We start from the raw sequence: 14487 nt of genomic DNA, 5'->3' as shown, positions 1-14487 counted from the left end.
GGCCCAAAGCGGCAGTCCCTGTGACTGCCGTTCTATGTATACAACCGGATGCTGCGATCCTGAAATAAGAACGGATGCAAGTATGCCGGATATCAGGACAACCCATTGCGGTTGTTATTTTTTTCTTGCCGGGAGGGAACTGCCGATGTTATCAGGTAAAACAATCGTAGTCGGCGTATGCGGGGGAATAGCCGCTTATAAGGCGGCTGCGCTTTGCAGCAAGCTGAGTCAGGCAGGGGCGGACGTTCGGGTGATTATGACGGAGTCCGCGGTCCAGTTTATTACGCCGCTCACTTTCCAGTCGCTGACCCGCAAGCCGGTAGCTGTCGATACGTTCGACGAGAAGGAAGCGGCCGTCATCTCCCATATCGACTTGGCCGACCGTGCGGATTTGGTTGTGGTTGCTCCGGCGACGGCCAACATGATTGGGAAAATGGCCCACGGGCTGGCGGACGATATGCTCAGCACGACGCTTCTTGCTACAACAGCCCCGGTCATGGTGGCTCCTGCCATGAACGTGCACATGTACACGCACCCGGCGGTCACGGACAACATGAGAGTGCTGCAGGAGAGGGGCGTCCTGTTTGTGGAGCCCGGAACCGGCCAACTGGCATGCGGTTATGTCGGACAAGGGCGCCTCGCCGAACCCGAAGAAATTTTTGCGCGGATCGCCGCGTATTTTCAGCCGGATACACCGCTTCAAGGCCGGAACGTGCTGGTGACGGCCGGAGGGACGGTCGAACGGATCGATCCCGTGCGTTACATTACCAACGATTCTTCGGGCAAAATGGGCTACGCTATTGCGGAAGCCGCCAAGCGGCTCGGGGCGAACGTTACGCTCGTCAGCGGGCCTTCCGCTCTTCCCGTGCCCGCAGGCGTCGAAAGAATATCCGTCACATCCGCTCTGGATATGTACGACAAGGTTATGGCCCGTTTTGAGAAGACGGATCTCGTTTTCAAAGCGGCTGCGGTCGCCGATTACCGTCCTGCGGAACAACGCGAGCAGAAAATGAAAAAATCCGGGGAAATCCTTACGATTGAGCTTGTTAAAAATCCCGACATCCTTCAAGCTCTTGGAGAAGCCAAGACCCGTCAGTTCGTGGTCGGCTTTGCGGCGGAAACCGAACGGGTGGATGAGTATGCACAGGGTAAGCTTTTGCGTAAAAAATGCGATCTGCTTGTCGCTAACGACGTCTCCATGCAAGGAGCGGGCTTCGGAACGGACACCAATGTGGTGCGTATATTCGATGCCGACGGACTTGTGGAAGCGCCGCCCATGATGACCAAGGCGGCCATAGCCGAACATATCGTCCGGCTGGCGGCCAGCCGTCAGCAGATGCGTCAACAGGGGACGGAGACTTCGGAACCACATGCTGGGGAACCGGGGGCAGACAAAGGGGAAACGCCATGTTCGCCAAAGTGATAGTCGATGTCCCCGCCAAGCAGACGAACCGGGCATTCGATTATTCGGTGCCCCCGTCTCTGCAAGGCTGGGTTGAAGTAGGAAGCCGTGTCGGCGTTCCTTTCGGTCCCCGTGTGCTGCAGGGGTTTGTGGTGGAACTCCACGAAACGACCACGGTCGATCCCAAAAGATTGAAAGCGATCCGTCATGTGCTGGACGCCCCTCCTCCTTTGACGGAGGAACTGGTACAACTGGGACATTGGATGAGCAGCACGTATTTGTGCCACGAGGTAACCGCTCTGCAAGCCATGCTTCCGGGGGCGCTGAAAGCCAAGTACGAACGCTTCGTACAAGCCTCGGAAGCGGGAAGCGCGGGCGGAACGGAGCTTCTGCTTTTGCTGCCGGCTCAGGAGAACATTTTGAATTATTTACGCTCAAAAGGAAAGGCGAAGATGGAAGATCTTCTGGATGCTTTTCCGGAAGACGGCGGGCTGATCCGTCAAATGCTGGACGAGGGTCAGCTTGTCGAAACCCAGGGGCTGAAGGACAGGCTCGCGACGAAGAAAGCTCTGACGGTATTTCCGCCCGGGGCTCACGAAGCTTCGGAAGCCGCGACGGAAGCTCATGCGGCCGGGACGTCCGGCAGCGCTCCGGGATTGGGCGGTTCCGCCGATTTGCTGGCCATCGCAGAAGAACTTCCTGCCCGCTCCCATAAGCAGAAAGAGGTTCTGCGCTACTTGCATGCGAACCCCCGGCCGATCCGCCTGACGGAACTGATGGATAAGCTCCAGGTCGGTGCCGGTACGGTAAAAGGGCTGGCGGACAAAGGCTGGATCGGCCTGCGTGAAGTGGAAGTGATGAGAGACCCGTACGCGAACCGCCATTTTGAAGAAACGAAGCCGCTTCCTCTGACGCGGGAGCAGCAGTCCGTTTATGACGACATCGCCGCCACGCTGGACAGCCGCAGCCATCAGGTTTATCTGCTTCAGGGCGTGACGGGCAGCGGGAAAACGGAAGTGTACCTGCAGGCCATCAGCCGCTGTCTGGAGCAGGGACGGGAAGCGATCGTGCTCGTGCCGGAGATTTCACTGACTCCCCAGATGGTGGAGCGGTTCAAAGGCCGCTTCGGAGACGAGGTCGCCGTGATGCACAGCCGGCTTTCGCTGGGAGAGCGCTACGACGAATGGCGCAAAATTATGAGACGCCAGGTCCGGGTTGTCATCGGGGCCCGTTCGGCCGTGTTCGTCCCGTTCCGGCAGTTGGGTCTGATTATCATTGATGAAGAGCATGAATCTTCTTACAAACAGGAAGAGAGTCCGAAGTATCACGCGCGGGATATCGCCGCCTGGAGAGCCCGTTATAACGGAGCGGCCGTGGTACTGGGATCGGCGACTCCTTCGCTTGAAAGCATTCAGAAAACGAAGGCGGCCCCCGGCGACAAGCCGGAATACAAGCTGCTCAAAATGAAGTCGCGGGTCGCCGGACGCCCTCTGCCGCCCGTGCATATCGTCGATATGCGGGAGGAACTGCGCAGCGGGAACCGGTCCATGTTCAGCCGGCTTCTTCACCGCGGGCTGGAGGAACGGCTCCTGAAGGGAGAACAGACGGTTCTCCTGCTAAACCGCCGGGGCTACGCGACATTCGTCATGTGCAGGACGTGCGGCTATGTAGCCGGCTGTCCGCACTGCGACATCTCGCTGACGTATCACCAGGTATCGCGGACGCTGCGCTGCCATTACTGCGGCTATGCCGAAAGGCAGATGGAGCTGTGTCCCGATTGCGGGTCGGAGCATATCCGGCATTTCGGAACCGGAACCCAGCGGGTCGAGGAAGAGCTCGTGAAGCTCTTTCCCGGCATTCGCGTCATCCGAATGGATGTGGACACTACGACCGAGAAAGGCTCTCACGAAAAGTGGCTGACGATGTTCCGCAACAAACAGGCGGACGTCCTGCTCGGGACCCAGATGGTCGCCAAGGGCCTGGATTTCCCGGATGTCACTCTTGTCGGGGTTATTGCGGCAGACACGGTGCTGAATCTGCCCGATTTCCGTTCCGCCGAACGCACCTTCCAGCTGCTTACACAGGTGGCGGGCCGGGCCGGGCGCCATCAACTGCCCGGCGAAGTGTTCGTCCAGACGTATACGCCGGAGCACTACAGCGTCATTACGGCGAGCCGCCACGATTATGAAGGGTTCGTGGAGGAGGAGCTTCCGCATCGCCGTAAACTCGGCTATCCGCCGTACTGCCGGCTTATTCTCATCACCTTGACTCACGAGCAGGTGCCGCTCCTGGTCCGGACCGCGGAAGCGGTGGCCCAGCGTCTTCGGGAGCTCGGGGCCGCCGAACAGGAGAACGTTTTTGCGTCCGGTACGGGGGAGGACTTTTTTATGAATGTGCTGGGTCCGGTAGCTTCGCCTATTCCGAGGATCAAGGATAGATATCGGTTCCAATGCGTGGTAAAATATCGTGGGGAGGCGTCCGCTTCCCGTATTGTGGCCAAGGTTCTGGATGAATTTGCCGAGAGGACGACGAAAGATAAGCTGACGATCAGCGTGGACGTCGATCCTCAAATGCTCATGTAGTCCGCGTGTTCCGGAACGGAAAGCCCGGTGTAAGACGGAACCGGATGGATGTCCGTGCCGATATGCGTATATAAGCGGCGGGAAACTCATACGGATCTCTTAAACCCATTCAAGGGCTGTAAGGCCCTTACCCTCATAGAATGACTTTAAAGAAAGCAGGTGGATGGAATGGCCATTCGCATGATTGTTAAAGAAGGAGACTCTGTGCTGCGGGAAACCGCCAAACAGGTAACGAAATTTAATTCCAACCTCCATAAGCTGCTCGACGATATGGCGGATACGATGTACGATGCGCCGGGCGTCGGCCTGGCCGCTCCGCAGGTGGGCATTCTCAAGCGTGTCATCGTTATGGACGTGGGAGACGAGAACGGACTGATCGAGATCGTTAATCCGGTCGTTGTCGAACAAAGCGGCGAGCAGATCGGACCGGAAGGCTGCCTGAGTATTCCGGGCCTCGAAGGAGAGGTTAAGCGTCCGTTCAAGGTAAAAGTGAAAGGCCAGGACCGCAACGGCGAAGAGTTCGAGCTTGAAGGCGAAGAGCTGCTGGCCCGCTGCATCATGCACGAAGTGGACCACTTGAACGGTGTCCTGTTCACGGATCTGGCGATCCGTCTGTACCGCCCTGAACTCGAAGAGAAAGAGGAACGCTGACCGTGAAGCTGATTTTTATGGGAACCCCGGATTTTGCGGTTCCTTCCTTAAGGGCGCTTATCGAGGGCGGTTACGAAGTGGCTGCCGTCATAACACAGCCGGATCGGCCGAAAGGGCGCAAGCGCGTGCTGACGCCGCCTCCCGTCAAAGTGGAGGCCGAGAAGCACGGCATCCCGGTGTTTCAACCGGAGAAGCTGCGCACGTCCGACACGGTCGATGAAATCCGGAGAATTTCTCCGGACCTTATCGTGACGGCCGCATACGGCCAGATTCTGCCCAAGGCGGTACTCGATATTCCGCGTTTGGGCTGCATCAATATCCATGCCTCCCTTCTGCCGAAGTACAGGGGGGGCGCTCCGATTCACCATGCGATTATACAGGGCGAGCAGGTGACGGGCGTTACCATCATGTACATGGCGGTAGGGCTGGATACGGGAGATATGATCAGCAAGGTTGAAGTTCCGATCGGGGACGACGATACGACCGGCACGATGTTCGACAAACTTAGCCTGGCGGGAGCGGAGCTGCTTAAGCGTACGCTGCCCGAACTGATCGCGGGTACGGCCCGGGCTGTTCCGCAGGATGATTCCCAAGCGATATATTCGCCGAATATCAACCGCGAAGACGAGAAAATCGACTGGAACCGGTCATCCAAGGATATCTGGAATCTGGTTCGCGGATTAAATCCTTTTCCGGGCGCTTATACAACCTGGAACGGGGAAATCCTGAAAGTATGGGTGTGCAAAAAGCCCGAAGACCTCGCGTCAGGCGCGGATAGAACGTCTGAAGGCTCGACCGGAGCAGGGCTTAAGCCAGGCACGGTTATCGGAGCGGACGAAGACGGGATCGTAGTGGCTACGGGCGACGGAAGCCTGAAACTGCTGAATGTCCAGCCTGCCGGTAAGAAGGCCATGGAAGCGGCTCAGCTTGTACGGGGAAGCTCCATCGTGAAAGGGACCGTTTTGGGTGAATAGCAGACGCGTGGCACGTAATGCGCAGGAATTTTCGGTGAATGACCGACGGTTCCTGCGTTTTTCCGTAAACGATGCATAAGTCCCTGCCAAGCGATGATTCTAAAGCAGGAGCCGCATACGTACGATTTTAATAAGCAAAGGATGTGTGCAAGTCCCGTGAAAAAAAATGTGCCGGATAACCGGAAGGGACAAGCCGGGGGCGATAGAGGTCCGGCAAGCCGTTCTCAGACCGACCGGAGAAACAACCAGGCCGCAAAGCCGAAACGTGAGCATGTAAAAAAATCGGCGCGCGACGCCGCGCTCAGCGTATTGACAGGCGTCGAGGAAGCGGGTTCCTACAGCAACCTCAAGCTGAATCAGATCCTGCGCGAAGCGGATCTCCCGCGTCCGGATGCCGCTCTGGCTACGGAAATTGTGTACGGAACGATCCAGAGACGGAATACAATCGACTATTACTTGGCGAAACTGGTGACCAAGGGGCTCGGCAAGCTCCAGCCCTGGGTACGCAGTCTGCTCCGGATGAGCTTGTATCAGCTTCTGTATCTGGAGCGTGTGCCCGACCACGCGGTTGTCAGCGAAGCCGTTAACATAGCGAAGCGCCGAGGCCATCAAGGCATCTCCGGCATGGTCAACGGCGTGCTGCGCAGCGCTATCCGCCAGCGTGCGGAGCTGACGCTTCCGCAAGGGATGACGGACGCCGAGCGCATTTCGCTCGAGCATTCCCATCCCGAGTGGCTGGTCCGGCGCTGGATCAAGCAGTACGGGGCCGAAGCGTGCGAGCGCATCTGCAAGGCGAACAACGAGCCGCCGCACGTCAGCATCCGCACGAATGAGCGCCGCCAGTGTCATGACGCGCTGCTGGAACAGCTTCGGCTGGGCGGATTTGACGCCGAGCCTTCGGCACTGTCGCCCGCCGGCATCGTCGTATCCTCGGGCGGAAACATGGCGCTGACGCCGGGCTTCGGCCAGGGCGACTACTCCATCCAGGACGAAAGCTCCATGCTCGTTGCCGAAGCGCTTCAGCCGGAGGCGGGCATGACCGTCCTGGACTGCTGCGCCGCTCCGGGCGGCAAAACGGCGCATATCGCCGAGAAGATGGACGACACCGGCACGGTGTGGGCCTGCGACCTGCATCCTCACAAAAAGCGGCTGATCGACGAACAGGCCCAAAGGCTGGGCCTGAAGTCGGTCCGCACCTTGGTGAAGGACGCCAGGGAGCTTGCCGGTGAATTCGAGCCGGCCTCGTTTGACCGCATCCTGCTTGACGCACCCTGTTCGGGCTTCGGCGTCATTCGCCGGAAGCCCGACCTGAAATGGGGCAAGCGGGAGGAGGACATCGCCGGGATCGCGGCCGTCCAGCAGAGCATTCTGGAGGCTGTTCACGGTCTGCTCAAACCCGGCGGGGTGCTTGTCTACAGCACATGTACAATCGAGCGGACGGAAAACGAGGACGCGGTAGCCCGCTTCCTGGAGGCCCATCCGGAGTTTGTCCTTGATCCGATTCCGACAACGGGCTGGCCGGAATCCGCGCCTCTGGAGCAGGCGGCTTCGGGCATGATCTCGATTATGCCGGACCGGTACGGGACGGACGGCTTCTTTATCGCCCGGATGCGGCGCCTCGCGTAAGCTGCGGATAATCAGAAGCGGGACGGGTGAGCGGCAGCCTCGGTTCGGCATCGCGATGTCGTTCGGGGAGGAGGCGCCTTCAGGCTGTTCTCCCTCTGCCGCCCGGATGAATCCGCTAAACGCTCCGGCCGCAGCTCCGCACGTCAGGCGTGGGGCAGTTCCTTCCGCTGCCTTCAATCAAACCAGGCTCGCCCGTCGAGTTAGTGTGTTTAGCCGTGTTTTATGCTAAAATAGGAAGGATTCGGCCGTAAAACCCATTTTTTTATTTGGAAATAAGTTAGGTGTGATTACTGTGAAAAATAAAACCTTGCAAGTAGATAAACCCTTTGTGTACGACTACAGTCTGGAAGACTGGAAGCAGTGGACCGAGGAGAACAAAGAGCCGGCCTTCCGCGCCGGACAGATTTTCGACTGGCTATATGTGAAACGTGTCACGGACTTTGAGGAAATGACGAATTTGTCGAAGGCGCTTCGCGAGAAATTGAAGGCCGGCTTTTCCTTCGTCACGCTGACCGAAATCGCCAAGCAGCAGTCGAAGGACGGAACGGTGAAGTTCCTGTTCGAGCTGGCGGACAAAAACGCGATCGAGACCGTCATCATGAAGCACAGCTACGGCAACAGCGTATGTGTGACGACTCAGGTCGGCTGTCGGATCGGCTGCACGTTCTGCGCCTCCACACTCGGCGGATTGAAGCGTGATTTGCGCGCGGGCGAAATCGTCGCCCAGATTGTCAAAGCGCAGCAGCTCCTCGATGCGACGGGAGAGCGCGTGAGCTCCATCGTCATCATGGGAATCGGCGAACCGTTCGAGAACTACGATGCGATGATGAAGTTTTTAAACATTATGATTCATCCGAAGGGTCTGAATATCGGCCAGCGCCACATCACCGTTTCGACCAGCGGTATCGTGCCGAACATTTACCGGTTTGCGGACGAGGATACGCAGATCAATTTGGCGATTTCCATCCATGCGCCCAATGATGCGCTCCGTTCCAAGCTAATGCCGGTTAACCGCCGGTTCCCGTTCGCCGATCTGATCGAGTCGTGCAAATATTACATGGCTAAAACGGGCCGCCGCATCACGTTTGAGTACGCTCTGATGGGCAACGTCAACGACCAGGCCGAGCATGCCGAGGAACTCGCCGAAGTTCTGAAGGAACTGCCGATGTGCCACGTTAACCTGATTCCGGTCAATTACGTGCAGGAGCGGGATTACGTACGGACGACGCGCGACGATATTTTTAACTTCCAGCGCATTCTGGAACGTAACAAAATCAACGCAACCATACGCCGTGAGCAGGGCAGCGACATTGCCGCCGCCTGCGGACAACTGCGGGCCAAGCATATGGAAGCGAAATAACGGAGTGAAATGCGGATGAAAATGGTGAGTGTGACGGATACCGGCCGGGTCCGGTCCGTAAATGAAGACAGAGCCGTTATTCAGCATGACGTCGGAGGGTATTCCCTGGCCATTGTGGCCGACGGAATGGGCGGTCATCAGGCGGGCGACGTCGCCAGCCAAATGACGATCGATATCATCCGGGAAGAACTCAAATCGCTGAGTTCCTCGATGTCGGTCGAAGAGTGCAAGCTTGCCGTAAAGGAAGCGATTCGTTCGACCAACCGCAAGGTGTTCGAATATGCCTCCGCCAGGGAAGAGCTTCAGGGAATGGGGACGACCGTCGTCGTTCTCCTGGTATCCGGACAGCTGGCCATCCTGGGGCATATCGGAGACAGCCGCGCTTATAAAATTAGCGGGCCCTCTATTCTTCGTTTGACGGAGGATCATTCTCTGGTGAACGAACTTTTGAAGAACGGCCAGCTGACCCCGGACGAAGCGGAGCGCCATCCGCGCCGCAACGTACTTACCCGGGCACTGGGGACGGAGCCGGATGCGCAGCCGGACGTTCAGCATCTGAGCCTGGAGAGCGGAGATATTCTCCTTCTTTGCAGCGACGGACTGAGCGGAATGGTCGATGACCAGACGATCCTGTCGATCGTACGCGGAGAATCCGAATTGGAAGCCATGGCTCAGAGCCTGCTTCAGGCTGCTCTGGATGCGGGCGGAGACGACAACGTCACGATCATTCTTGCATCGGGAGACTCAGGACCCGCTTCGGGAGGGGATCCCGCATGATTGGAACGAAGCTGGGTGGCCGCTATGAAATTCTGGAACGCATAGGCGGGGGAGGAATGGCCCTTGTTTACAAAGGGCTCGATATCCTGCTCCACCGCAAGGTGGCCGTCAAAATGCTCCGCCAGCAGTACGTGAACGACGAGGAGTTCATCCGCCGTTTCCGCCGGGAAGCCCAGGCGGCGGCATCGCTTTCCCATCCCAACGTGGTCAGTATTTACGACGTGGGTCAGGAAGGTGATCTCCATTACATCGTGATGGAGTATATCGAAGGAAAGACGCTGAACGAAATTATCAAAGAGCGGGCCCCGCTGCCTGTCGAGGAAGCGGTTCATTATGCGGCCCAAATCTGCGATGCTCTGGAGCATGCGCATCATAACGGAATTATTCATCGGGACATTAAACCCCATAATATTCTGATCGGAAAAAACGGCCGCGTTAAAGTGACGGATTTCGGAATCGCCCGGGCGGCTACTTCTTCTACGATCACACAGACGGGCTCCGTCGTCGGCTCGGTTCACTATTTCTCGCCGGAGCATGCCAAAGGAACCAATACGGGAGAAAAGTCGGACCTGTATTCACTTGGGATCGTGATGTATCAAATGTTGACGGGCGAGCTTCCGTTTCACGGCGAAAGCCCGATCAGTGTGGCTTTGAAACATTTGCAGGAAGATGCCGAGGATCCAAGACGGATTAATCCGATGATTCCGCAAAGTCTGGAGAACATCATTCTCAAAGCGGTGCGCAAAAAGCCCGATGAGCGGTACCAGTCCGCCCGCGCCATGATGGAGGATCTGGAAACCTGTCTTCAACCCGAACGCCGCAACGAGCCTAAAATAAGCTTCCATCACGACGATCATGACGATGACGAGAACACACTCGTTCTCCCTGCCATCCGTCCTAATCAGCAGGTGCAAATATTCGATGACGAAGATGATGAGGAGGAAGCGGCGGTCCCTGGCAAAACGGAGTCCGCAGCATCCAAAACGTCCCCGCCGCCGAAGAAAAAGAAAAAGACAGGCCTGTGGATCACGATACTCGTCCTGGTCGCTCTGCTGCTGGCCGGCGCCATTTATTACGTGCAGGGGAAAGTAGTCGTTGCCGAGGTTCCGGTCCCTAACGTCAAAACGGATACCCTGCAGAAAGCCCAGGAAAAGCTGACCGCCGCCAAACTCGGTTACGAAGTGGAAGAGGTCGCCGACCCGCAGCCTGCGGGAATCGTTATCGACCAAAATCCGCAGGCGGGGATGAAAGCCAAAGAGCAGACGAAAGTCAAACTCAAGGTCAGCAAAGGGCCTGAATTAAAGAAAATGATTTCGGTGGTCAATCACAACGTGGATGACGCTAAGACTCAACTGATCCAGGGGCTCGGTCTCAAGGAGGATCAAATCTCCATTACGTACCGGTACTCCGAAGACCAGGAAGCGAACACGGTTCTGGAGCAGACCCCGCGCGAAGGCGAAGACCTGAATCCGGCGGCAGCCGCAGTCAAGCTGATCGCGAGCAAAGGCAAAGAAACGATCAAGATGCCGGCTCTTGTCGGCCTGTCGAAGGAAGAAGCCATCAGCCGGATTTCCGTCAGCAAGTTAAAGGTGGGAGCCGTCACCGAAGAGCCCAGCTATAAAGTAGCCAAGGGCAAAGTTATCAAGCAGTTCCCATACGAGCCGGATAACGACGTTCCCGTCGGCCAGGCCATCGGTTTGATCGTAAGCTCCGGTATGCCGCAGGAAGCGGGTCAGATGATTGTCAACGTACCGCTGATTCCTTCGTCAGAAGGAAAGAAATCCACGTTCAAGGTGCTTGTGAGCGACGCCCAGGGCGACAACCGCGAATACCGGACCGAGACCATCTCCTCGCCGTCGGCAGTCGATGTTAAAGTGATCGTGGCGCCGGACAAAAACGCCGTCATTACCGTCAAGGAAGACGACAAGGTCGTAAGCGTCACGACGCGGACCTACCAGGATTTCTTGAACCAGCAGTCCGGCAGTCCCTCGCCTACACCGACTCCTCCGCAGACCGGAGGACAGACTTCGATGCAGCCGTACGGAGGCTCCAAGCTTATTTCCAGCGGCGGAGAAGAGAAGGGCAAAGGCAAGGATAAGGACAAAGACAAGGACAAGGACAAGGACAAGGACAAGGATAAAAACAAAGATAAAGATGACTAGAACCGACATCGGGATTCGAAAAGGAGGACGAGAACCGCAATGCCCCAAGGTTTGATCGTAAAAGCGCTCAGCGGGTACTACTATGTCCTACCGGAGGGAAGCCGGCTCGGCTCCGATTCTCTCGTGCAGTGCAGGGCCAGAGGCGTTTTCAAGAAAAGAGGGATTTCACCGCTGGTCGGCGACCGGGTAAAGTACGAAACGACGGAGAACGGCGAAGGAACGGTGACGGAGATCGACCCGCGGACATCCGAAATGATTCGCCCGCCTATCGCGAACGTGGACACGGCTATGCTCGTCTTCTCGGTTGTGGAGCCGGATCTGAACCTGCAGCTGCTGGATAAGTTTCTCGTCCACATCGAGAATACGGGACTGCATGCCGCTATTTGTTTGACCAAAGCGGATCTGGTTGATCTTGCGGACGACTCTTCCGAAGAGAGTGCCGCTGAAAGTGCGGAAGAGGGCGAAGCTGTTCAAACAACGGCTTCATCCGCTTCCGCCGGCCTTGTCGCCACGCCCGACTGGCTTACCGACGCGGTCGAGCTGTACCGCAAGATCGGTTACCCCGTCATGCTGACGAGCTCGCGGCAGGGTGAAGGCGTCGACCAGGTTGCGGAATACCTGGACGGCAAAATCAGCGTATTCGCCGGGCAGTCAGGGGTCGGCAAATCGTCCATGCTGAATGCGATCGTGGCGGGTCTGGATCTTCAGACCAACGAGATCAGCCACCGGCTGGGCCGGGGGAAGCATACGACGCGTCATGTGGAATTGATTTCGCTCGCCAAGGGCGGATATGTCGCGGACACGCCGGGCTTCAGTCAGCTTGACTTTGTCGAACTGGAAGCCGAAGACCTCGGGTCCTGCTTCCGCGAGTTCCAGTCTTATGCCGAAACATGCAAGTTTCGGGGCTGCCTGCATCTTCACGAACCGGGCTGCAAAGTCCGCGACGCCGTGGAGCAGGGAGAAATCGCCGCAAGCCGCTACGAGCATTATTTACAGTTTTTGCAGGAAATGAAAGAAAAAAAGAGGAGGTACTAAGATGCTGCGCATAGCTCCATCCATTCTGTCCGCCGACTTCGCCAAGCTTGGCGAAGAAATTCGCGAGGTTGAGAAAGCGGGCGCCGACTGGATACATGTAGACGTCATGGACGGTCACTTCGTGCCGAACATCACGCTGGGCCCTCCTATCGTATCCGCGATCCGGCCTCATACGTCCCTGCCGCTCGATGTACACTTGATGATCGAGCAGCCCGAAAGATATATCGCAGACTTTGCCAAAGCGGGCGCAGATTTGATCTCCGTGCATGTGGAGACGTGTCCGCACCTTCACCGCACGCTTCATCAGATCAAGGAGCACGGGGTCAAGGCCGGAGTCGTCCTGAATCCCGCCACTCCTTTGTCCGCTATCGAGCATGTGCTGGAAGAGTATTTGGACCTGGTCCTCATCATGACCGTTAACCCGGGCTTCGGAGGGCAGTCGTTTATACCGGGCATGCTTTCCAAAATCCGCGACCTTCGCGGCAAGCTCCGGGAGCGTGAACTGGATCACGTGGAGATCGAAGTGGACGGCGGGATCAACGAAAAGACCGCGCCGCTGGTCGCCGAGGCAGGCGCCACGATGGCGGTTGCCGGCAATGCGGTGTTCGGCCGCCCCGACCGCGCGGAAGCGATCCGCCTGATCCGCGAATCCGCGGGAAATTAAAGCCCGCCGTAAGCGCCAACCGGCCGCTGCAGAGCGGACGTGTCATAAATCCCCCGGCGGGGGCATACACTTGGTTACGAGAATTTAAGCATTCTTGTAACCTTTTTTTTATGGGATAAAAGGATGTCAGGATGCCCACGCAGCAGGGGGAGTGAAAGCCGCGTTTTCGTTTTCGGGGCAAGCACATTTTCGGGCGTGTGCGAATATACTGGAACCGATGAGAGCGGTTTGCCGGCAATCATGAAGGAGGGGTAGAGGATGAAATTCTACACAGTCAAGCTGCCGAAATTTTTGGGCGGTTTTGTCAAGGCTGTACTTAACACGTTCAGCAAAAATTAATAGCCACAGCCGTTGCGCCTGTTAAAAGGCACGAAAAAAAGCACCTGTTACGGTGCTTTTTGTCTTTTCGCTAAAGCGATTGTTATACGCGTTCTACTTTGCCGGATTTCAGGGCACGGGTGCTGACGTAAACGCGCTTCGGTTTGCCGTCCACCAGGATGCGTACTTTTTGTACGTTAACGCCCCATGTACGCTTGTTTTTGTTGTTCGCGTGGGAAACATGGTTTCCGGACTTCGGGGATTTGCCAGTAATATAGCATTTGCGAGACATGAATGACACCTCCTTATAAGTATACGAAACTGCCAGCATGGCAAGCCTAAACCTAACACACAGCAAGGCAGCTTTTGTTAGCATGTGGCTCGTCGGCCTGTTTAAGTTCAGGGCATCGGTTTGCTTCGTTCTACCGCATTCAATAAACACACTTAAATATAATAGCACAGCGAAAAAGAGATAGTCAACGAATAGGCACCATTTTTGTCATTTATTTATTCCATAGGTTATAGTACAATGAGGATTAGTCCTATTGACCCTTTTTGAAGGAGTTGGTATTTTCATGCCAATCGAGGTAAGCAACGAATTAGGTAAAATTCATGTAACCGATGAAGTGATCGCCGTACTTGCGGGTTCCGCCGCATTGGATTGTTACGGTCTGGTCGGTATGGCTTCGCGCAAACAATTAAAAGATGGCATTGCAGAATTGCTCGGACGGGATAATCTGGGACGTGGTGTGGAAGTTCGCCGCGAACAGGACCGCGTAGAGATTGATCTATACATTATTGTAAGTTACGGAACCAAAATATCCGTGGTGGCGCATAACGTCCAGACCAAAGTGAAGTATGTATTAAATGAAGTAGTGGGTCTGCATGTAGATGAAGTTCACATATTCGTTCAAGGGGTTAGGGTATCCCGGTAAT

The 14487-nt window shown here is 56.5% G+C and carries 13 protein-coding genes; 12 read left to right on the top strand and 1 reads right to left on the bottom strand.

Annotated features, from left to right (window positions below; all coding sequences use genetic code 11):
* Positions 1-145 precede the first annotated feature (145 nt).
* The 11 genes from coaBC (at position 146) to spoVM (ending at position 13572) form a co-directional block, all read left to right on the top strand.
* On the top strand, positions 146-1423 hold the full coding sequence (gene coaBC / locus KVT34_RS06420; RefSeq protein ID WP_217557669.1) for a bifunctional phosphopantothenoylcysteine decarboxylase/phosphopantothenate--cysteine ligase CoaBC: 1278 nt from the start codon (positions 146-148) through the stop codon (positions 1421-1423).
* On the top strand, positions 1408-3984 hold the full coding sequence (gene priA, locus KVT34_RS06415; protein WP_217557667.1) for a primosomal protein N': 2577 nt from the start codon (positions 1408-1410) through the stop codon (positions 3982-3984). Before coaBC ends, priA begins: the two co-directional genes overlap by 16 nt.
* Positions 3985-4152: 168 nt before the next feature.
* Entirely contained in the window at positions 4153-4635 is a 483-nt protein-coding gene (gene def / locus KVT34_RS06410; RefSeq protein WP_042232709.1) for a peptide deformylase, read from the top strand.
* 2 nt (positions 4636-4637) lie between these two features.
* Entirely contained in the window at positions 4638-5609 is a 972-nt protein-coding gene (gene fmt, locus KVT34_RS06405; RefSeq protein ID WP_217557665.1) for a methionyl-tRNA formyltransferase, read from the top strand.
* A 141-nt stretch (positions 5610-5750) separates the two neighbouring features.
* Positions 5751-7235 (top strand): 16S rRNA (cytosine(967)-C(5))-methyltransferase RsmB, encoded by a 1485-nt coding sequence (gene rsmB, locus KVT34_RS06400; protein WP_217558515.1) that lies wholly within the window; start codon positions 5751-5753, stop codon positions 7233-7235.
* Between the two features lie 292 nt (positions 7236-7527).
* Complete coding sequence (gene rlmN / locus KVT34_RS06395; protein WP_372007836.1) at positions 7528-8595, top strand: dual-specificity RNA methyltransferase RlmN; 1068 nt, start codon at positions 7528-7530, stop codon at positions 8593-8595.
* Between the two features lie 15 nt (positions 8596-8610).
* A complete protein-coding gene (locus tag KVT34_RS06390) occupies positions 8611-9372 on the top strand; it encodes a Stp1/IreP family PP2C-type Ser/Thr phosphatase (RefSeq protein WP_217557663.1) in 762 nt (253 codons plus the stop codon).
* Positions 9369-11534, top strand: coding sequence for a Stk1 family PASTA domain-containing Ser/Thr kinase (gene pknB / locus KVT34_RS06385; RefSeq protein WP_217557660.1), 2166 nt, complete (start codon positions 9369-9371; stop codon positions 11532-11534). The genes KVT34_RS06390 and pknB overlap by 4 nt, the downstream gene beginning before the upstream one ends.
* Before the next feature lie 39 nt (positions 11535-11573).
* Complete coding sequence (rsgA, locus tag KVT34_RS06380) at positions 11574-12569, top strand: ribosome small subunit-dependent GTPase A (protein WP_217557658.1); 996 nt, start codon at positions 11574-11576, stop codon at positions 12567-12569.
* Between the two features lies 1 nt (position 12570).
* Positions 12571-13233: a ribulose-phosphate 3-epimerase gene (gene rpe / locus KVT34_RS06375; protein WP_217557656.1), complete on the top strand. Its 663-nt coding sequence runs from the start codon at positions 12571-12573 to the stop codon at positions 13231-13233.
* Between the two features lie 258 nt (positions 13234-13491).
* Complete coding sequence (spoVM, locus tag KVT34_RS06370; RefSeq protein WP_036739476.1) at positions 13492-13572, top strand: stage V sporulation protein SpoVM; 81 nt, start codon at positions 13492-13494, stop codon at positions 13570-13572.
* An 82-nt stretch (positions 13573-13654) separates the two neighbouring features.
* Here the strand turns inward: spoVM and rpmB are convergent, their stop codons facing one another.
* Positions 13655-13843 carry a 50S ribosomal protein L28 gene (gene rpmB, locus KVT34_RS06365; RefSeq protein ID WP_009672666.1) on the bottom strand — a complete coding sequence of 63 codons (189 nt, stop codon included), beginning with the start codon at positions 13841-13843 and terminating at the stop codon, positions 13655-13657.
* A gap of 283 nt (positions 13844-14126) precedes the next feature.
* Between rpmB and KVT34_RS06360 the strand changes: the two genes are divergently transcribed.
* Positions 14127-14486, top strand: coding sequence for an Asp23/Gls24 family envelope stress response protein (locus tag KVT34_RS06360; protein ID WP_009672588.1), 360 nt, complete (start codon positions 14127-14129; stop codon positions 14484-14486).
* The last annotated feature ends 1 nt before the right edge of the window (position 14487 follow it).

The sequence above is a fragment of the Paenibacillus sp. GbtcB18 genome, assembly GCF_019091125.1.
In the GTDB taxonomy this organism is placed as follows: domain Bacteria; phylum Bacillota; class Bacilli; order Paenibacillales; family NBRC-103111; genus Paenibacillus_F; species Paenibacillus_F chitinolyticus.
This window is presented reverse-complemented; position numbering and strand designations above follow the sequence as displayed.